Here is a 5548-nt window from a genome sequence, read left to right as displayed (position 1 = left end):
CGGGAGGGCGGGCTCGTCATGGCCAGGCTGCCGCCGAGCTCGCTGGCGACCAGCGTGCGCACGATCTGCAGGCCCAGGCCGTCACTGGCGGAGGGCTCGAACCCCTCGGGCAGGCCCCGCCCGTCGTCGACCACCCGGACGACGAGGTCGTCGCCGTCCCGCTCGGCCACCAGCTCGATGCTGCCCGGGCTGCCGTCGGGGAACGCGTGCTCGGCGGCGTTGTGCAGCAGCTCGGTGACCACCAGCACCAGCGGGGTCGCGGCGACCGACGGCAGCTCGCCGAACTGGCCGACCCGCCGGGTCCGTGCGGCCGGGCCCACCGAGGTCAGGTCGCCCAGCATCGGCAGCACCCGGTCGAGGACGTCGTCGACGTCCACCACGTCCTCCCGGCTGCCGGCCAGGGTCTCGTGCACCACTGCGATCGACGACACCCGGCGCACCGACTCCTCCAGCGCCTCGCGGGCGGCGGGCTCGGTCATCCGGCGGGCCTGCAGCCGCAGCAGCGCGGCAACCGTCTGCAGGTTGTTCTTCACCCGGTGGTGGATCTCCCGGATGGTCGCGTCCTTGGTCAGCAGCGCGCGGTCCCGCCGGCGGACGTCGGTCACGTCCCGCACCAGCACCAGCGCGCCCTCCTCTGCACCGGGCGCCTGCAATGGCAGCGCCCGTACCAGCAGGGTCGCCCCGGCACTCTCGACGTCCATGGGGTCGGGGAACCGCCCGGACACCGCGGCACGGATGCCGGCCGCGACCGCCTCGCCGGCCACCCGGTCGACCGCGGCGTCCCGGGTGAGCCGGGCGAGGTCGGCGCCGACGACGTCCCCGATGACGCCGAGCCGGCGGTAGGCCGACAGCGCGTTGGGACTGGCGTAGACGGCCCGCCCGTCGGCGTCCAGCCGCACCAGCCCGTCGCCCACGCGCGGGCTCAGCTCGGCGTCCAGCGGCTTCTGCGGCGGGAACGTGCCCGCCGAGACCATCAGGCAGAGGTCGGCGGCGATGTCGAGGTAGGTCAGCTCCAGGGTGGACGGCGACCGGGTCACCGCCAGGTTGGTGTCCCGCGCCAGGACGGCGACGACCACGCCGTCGTGGCGCACCGGCACGACCTCCCGGCGGCGCGGCGTGCCGCCCGACCAGTCCGGCTCCCCCTCGGTCACCGGGCGGCCCTCCCGGTGCGTGACCACGAACGGCTCGGCGGCCGGGCCCTCCACCTCCGAGCCCACGAGGTCCTCGGGCTGGCTGGTGGGGGCCGTGAGCGGGCGCACCTGCGCGACGCACCACCAGGCGCCGGTGCGCAACGGCACCCACAGCGTCAGGTCGGCGAACGACAGGTCGGCCAGCAGCTGCCAGTCGGCGACCAGTCGGCGCGCGTGGTCGACCTGGGCCGGTGCGGACGCCGAGCCGCGGGTGAGGCGTTCGGAGAGGCTGTTCATGGTGTCCCCGAGCGTATGACCGGCCCCTCCCCTGGGAGTCCCGAGCCCGCGAGGACTCCCGGAGGTCCCTCCCTAGGCTGGGGGCCGTGTCCTCGTCCCCCGACGCACCGGCCGTGACCGTCGACCGCGCCGGTCCCGAGGACTTCCCGCGGATCGGGCAGCTGACCGCCGACGTCTACGTGGGCGGCGGGCTGGCCTCGCCGGAGTACGGCGTGCAGCTGCGCGACGTCGCCGGGCGGGCCGACCGGGCCGAGCTGCTCGTCGTCCGGGACGAGGAGGGCCGCGTGGTCGGCAGCGTGGCGCTGGTGCTCGCAGGCGACTTCGGCGAGGTCACGGAGTCCGCCGACGAGGCGGCGTTCCGGATGCTCGTCGTCGACCCGGCCGTGCAGGGCCGCGGGATCGGCGAGCTGCTGGTGCGGACCTGCCTGGAGCGGGCCCGCGCCGCCGGCAAGCGGCGGATGGTGCTCTCGACGGACCGGGGGATGCCGGCGGCGCAGCGGCTCTACGAGCGGCTGGGTTTCACCCGGCTGCCGGAGCGCGACTGGCAGCCCGCGCCCGGCATCGACCTGCTGGTGTACGCCCTCGACCTGTGAGCCGGCTCAGCCGTCGACGGTGGCGATGAGGTCGCCCTCCTGCAGCACCTCGCCCTCGACGACGTGCAGCTCGCGGACGGTGCCGGCCCGCTCGGTGAGGACGGGGATCTCCATCTTCATCGACTCGAGGATGACCAGGGTGTCGCCGGCCGCCACCTCGCTGCCGGGCTGCACCAGCACCTTCCACACGCTCGACACCATCTCGGCGTGGACTTCCTCGACCGCCACCGGCACCTCCCTGAGCTCGCCGTCGGTCCATCCTGGCACGCGACGGGCGCGCGTCACGCCCCCGGCGCCGGGTTGCCGGAGGTCAGCCGCTCGAGCACCGCGCACACCTCGGGGCCGTCGTGCGGCACGCCGACCTCCGGCACCGCGTCGAGCACCTCGCTGACGGCCCGTGCGGCGGTGGCGGTGTCCCGGGCGCCGGCGCTGATGGTGGCCAGCAGCGCGTCGTACCAGCGGTCCAGCCGGTCGCCGGGGTCGTAGCCGCTCACCGCCACGACCTCGACGCCGCGCCCGGCGCCGGTGTGCCGGCCCGAGCGGGGCAGCCGGCCGGTGACCCGCCCGCCCTGGCCCGGCGGCAGCGTCGAACGCAGCTGGACGGTGACCGCCCGCCGCGGCGGCGCCCCCGTGCCGGAGTCGACGGCCGAGCCGCCCGCCGCGCTGCGCAGGGCGAGCTCGACGGCGTCCACGCCGTGCGCCCGCTCCAGCACCGTGGTGTCGAGGGAGAAGCCGGCCGCCACCTCGGCCAGCTCGCCGTCGGGGGCGATGCCGACGGTGACCAGGCCGCGCCAGCCGATCTCGGGCAGCCGCTTGGCCGCCGGCGGCAGCTCGACGGGCTCGTCGGGGGTCCAGGAGACGCGGGCGATGCCGGCGGCGCGGTCGCGGGAGACCGGTGTCGTGCAGCGCAGCCCCCCGTCGGTGACCAGCGCGAGGAACCCGCGCTCGCTGGCCGGCTCGACGCCGTCCCCACCGAGGCGCTCCAGCACCGCGGCGGAAGGGCCGACCCAGGTGAGCCCGGCAGCCACCACCGCGCCGGCGAGCCGGGCGTTGCCGGCCAGCGCCGGCGGCACCGGCAGGACGGCCTCCACGCCGCTGCGCCGGGCGGCCTCCACGATGCGGTCGACGGCCAGGTAGGACTCCGCGGCCGGGGCCGGACCGAGCAGGATCGCGTCGTCGGCCAGGCGCACGTGCCGGGCGTTGCGGTCGGCCTCCGAGTGGACGGCGACCGTCTTCACGTCCAGGCGCGAGCAGGCCGCCACCACCGCGCACGCGGCCGGCCCACGGCCCGCCACGAGCACGCTCTCGATCCCGACGTGTGCCACGTCCCGAACCGCCTTCCACCGACCTCGACGCCGTCCTGCCCCCAGCCTCACCCCGCGCCCCGCCGGACCGCCACAGGGGGGCGGTGCCGCGCGGGCTCGTGAGAGGCTGGGGGTCCAGCCTGACGGATCCGCCCGGGGTCGCAGCGCCAGCCGCGGCCCCGGGTCGCCCAGAGGTGTCCAGGGGCCCGGCACCGGGCCCGCCAGCAGCGACGACGGAAGGAGGGCGGCGATGTCCAAGCGTGGACGCAAGCGGCGCTCCCGCAAGGGGAACAAGGCCAACCACGGCAAGCGCCCCAACGCCTGAAAGAGGACCACCCTTCCCCCCACGCCTCGCACGCTCGGCGCGGGGCCCTGAAGGGTGGCCGTACGCGAGAGGCCCAGAACCCGGTGGGTTCTGGGCCTCTGGCGTACGACGGTCCTACGCGGTGGGGCGCTCCTGCGTGTGCTCCACGCTGAGCCGCTCGATGCTGACCTGCGTGCCGTCCTCTTCGAAGGAGACGGTGGTCAGCTGCAGCTTGATCCGGTCCCGCAGGCCGGGCGGGGGGACGTCGCCGCCGCAGCGCCGGCGGACCAGGGCCTTGAACTCCTGCTCGATGCCGAATCGCCGCAGACAGGGCGAGCAGTCCTCGAGGTGCTCGGCGATGACCTCCCGGCGGGCGGGCTCGGTCTCGTGGTCGAGGAACTCGAAGACGTGGGAGAGCACGTCCTCGCAGGAGTCCACCGAGATCGGCTCGCCGGCGTCCGGACGCTCGTCGCTGGTCACGAGTGGCTCGCCTCCTCCCCGGCACCGGCCCGGACGAAACCGCGCTCCCGGGCGTAGTCGGCCAGCAGCTTCTGCAGCCCGCGGCGGCCGCGGTGCAGGCGGGACATCACCGTGCCGATGGGCGTGCCCATGATCTCGGCGATCTCCTTGTAGGCGAAGCCCTCGACGTCGGCGAGGTAGACCGCCAGGCGGAAGTCCTCCGGCAGCTGCTGGAGGGCGTCCTTGATGTCGGAGTCCGGCAGGTGGTCCAGCGCCTCGATCTCCGCCGAGCGCAGGCCGCTGGAGCTGTGCTCCTCGGCGGCGTACAGCTGCCAGTCCTGCACCTGATCGGTGGGGTACTGCTGCGGCTGCCGCTGCTTCTTGCGGTAGCTGTTGATGTAGGTGTTCGTCAGGATCCGGTACAGCCAGGCCTTGAGGTTGGTGCCCTCGGCGAACTGGTGGAAGGCCGAGTAGGCCTTCACGAACGTCTCCTGAACCAGGTCCTCGGCGTCGGCCGGGTTGCGGGTCATCCGCAGGGCCGCCGGGTAGAGCTGGTCGAGGTAGGGCAACGCATCCCGCTCGAAGCGGGCATCGCGCTCGGCACGGGTCTCGTCGACCTCCGTGCGGCTGCCGCCCTCGCGCGCCTCGGGCACCTCGACCGGCGAGGTCTCCTCGACGGCGTCGGCCATGGCGGTCTCGGGCGTGCGGTCCGTGGACTCCTCGGGCACCGACCGTCCTCTCTGCGGCGCCCGGACGCGGGCCACCGCCTCCGACGATCCTAGCCGCGCGGCACCGGGCCGGCCCGGGGGCCGCCGGAGCGCAGGGCGCTGGCGGGCGCTGGTGGAGAGGCTGCTGCTCACGGCCTGTCCAACCGTGCGGGCCGGGGTCCCCATTCCCCGGTGTGAGCGGGGACCGGCCGCGCGGCGACGCTGGCTACGCTCCCGCACCGTGGCGGCGACCCCCGCGGTGCGGGCCCTCGAGCGGGCCCGGGTGGCCCACACCCTGCACACCTACGACCCGGAACACGCCGAGGGCCAGGGGTACGGGGAGGCCGCGGCGGCCGCGCTCGGCCAGGACCCGCGCCAGGTCTACAAGACACTGGTCGCCCGGGTCGACGGCGCGCTGACCGTCGCCGTCGTCCCGGTGGCCGGGAACCTCGACCTCAAGGCGCTCGCGGCGGCGACCGGCGGGCGGAGGGCGACGATGGCCGACCCCGCCGACGCCGAGCGCACGACCGGCTACGTGCTCGGCGGCATCAGCCCGCTCGGGCAGCGCAAGACGCTGCCGACGGTGGTCGACGAGTCGGCCCTCGGCTTCGCCACCGTGATGGTCAGCGCCGGACGGCGGGGCCTGCAGGTGGAGCTGGCGCCGGCGGACCTGGTGCGGCTGGCCCTGGCGCTTATACACATCTGACGCTGCCGGCGGCCCCTGACGGTGAGACCGCGGTGGGCGTGGTACGAT

Annotated in this window: 7 protein-coding genes and 1 pseudogene; 3 read left to right on the top strand and 5 right to left on the bottom strand. The window is 75.4% G+C overall.

The genetic code is table 11. The features are described 5' to 3' along the window. On the bottom strand, positions 1-1427 hold a 1427-nt coding region (locus CNO22_RS25395), incomplete at its 3' end, for a sensor histidine kinase (protein ID WP_100502027.1). A gap of 53 nt (positions 1428-1480) precedes the next feature. On the opposite strand from CNO22_RS25395, the pseudogene CNO22_RS25390 reads away from it, so the two are divergent. Next, positions 1481-2020 (top strand): annotated as a pseudogene (locus tag CNO22_RS25390) (GNAT family N-acetyltransferase); the annotation flags it as partial. Between the two features lie 6 nt (positions 2021-2026). Here the strand turns inward: CNO22_RS25390 and CNO22_RS25385 are convergent. Then, positions 2027-2248 carry a biotin/lipoyl-binding carrier protein gene (locus tag CNO22_RS25385; protein WP_091212776.1) on the bottom strand — a complete coding sequence of 74 codons (222 nt, stop codon included), beginning with the start codon at positions 2246-2248 and terminating at the stop codon, positions 2027-2029. 53 nt (positions 2249-2301) lie between these two features. Continuing rightward, positions 2302-3345, bottom strand: a complete 1044-nt coding sequence (locus CNO22_RS25380) for a biotin carboxylase N-terminal domain-containing protein (protein WP_100502025.1) — start codon at positions 3343-3345, stop codon at positions 2302-2304. 229 nt (positions 3346-3574) lie between these two features. Between CNO22_RS25380 and CNO22_RS30280 the strand changes: the two genes are divergently transcribed. Continuing rightward, on the top strand, positions 3575-3649 hold the full coding sequence (locus CNO22_RS30280; protein WP_014377707.1) for a 50S ribosomal protein bL37: 75 nt from the start codon (positions 3575-3577) through the stop codon (positions 3647-3649). Positions 3650-3763: 114 nt separating this feature from the next. Here the strand turns inward: CNO22_RS30280 and rsrA are convergent, their stop codons facing one another. Both rsrA and CNO22_RS25370 read right to left on the bottom strand, forming a co-directional pair. Next, positions 3764-4108, bottom strand: a complete 345-nt coding sequence (rsrA, locus tag CNO22_RS25375) for a mycothiol system anti-sigma-R factor (RefSeq protein ID WP_100502024.1) — start codon at positions 4106-4108, stop codon at positions 3764-3766. Continuing rightward, positions 4105-4815 carry a sigma-70 family RNA polymerase sigma factor gene (locus tag CNO22_RS25370; protein WP_269799640.1) on the bottom strand — a complete coding sequence of 237 codons (711 nt, stop codon included), beginning with the start codon at positions 4813-4815 and terminating at the stop codon, positions 4105-4107. The genes rsrA and CNO22_RS25370 overlap by 4 nt, the downstream gene beginning before the upstream one ends. A 220-nt stretch (positions 4816-5035) precedes the next feature. Here CNO22_RS25370 and ybaK point away from each other — a divergent pair, with 220 nt between their 5' ends. After that, positions 5036-5500: a Cys-tRNA(Pro) deacylase gene (gene ybaK / locus CNO22_RS25365; RefSeq protein WP_100502022.1), complete on the top strand. Its 465-nt coding sequence runs from the start codon at positions 5036-5038 to the stop codon at positions 5498-5500. The last annotated feature ends 48 nt before the right edge of the window (positions 5501-5548 follow it).

The organism is Geodermatophilus chilensis, assembly GCF_002802985.1.
Taxonomy (GTDB): Bacteria; Actinomycetota; Actinomycetes; order Mycobacteriales; family Geodermatophilaceae; genus Geodermatophilus; species Geodermatophilus chilensis.
The sequence above is the reverse complement of the archived record's forward strand: the minus strand, read 5'-3'. Positions and strand labels throughout refer to the sequence as shown.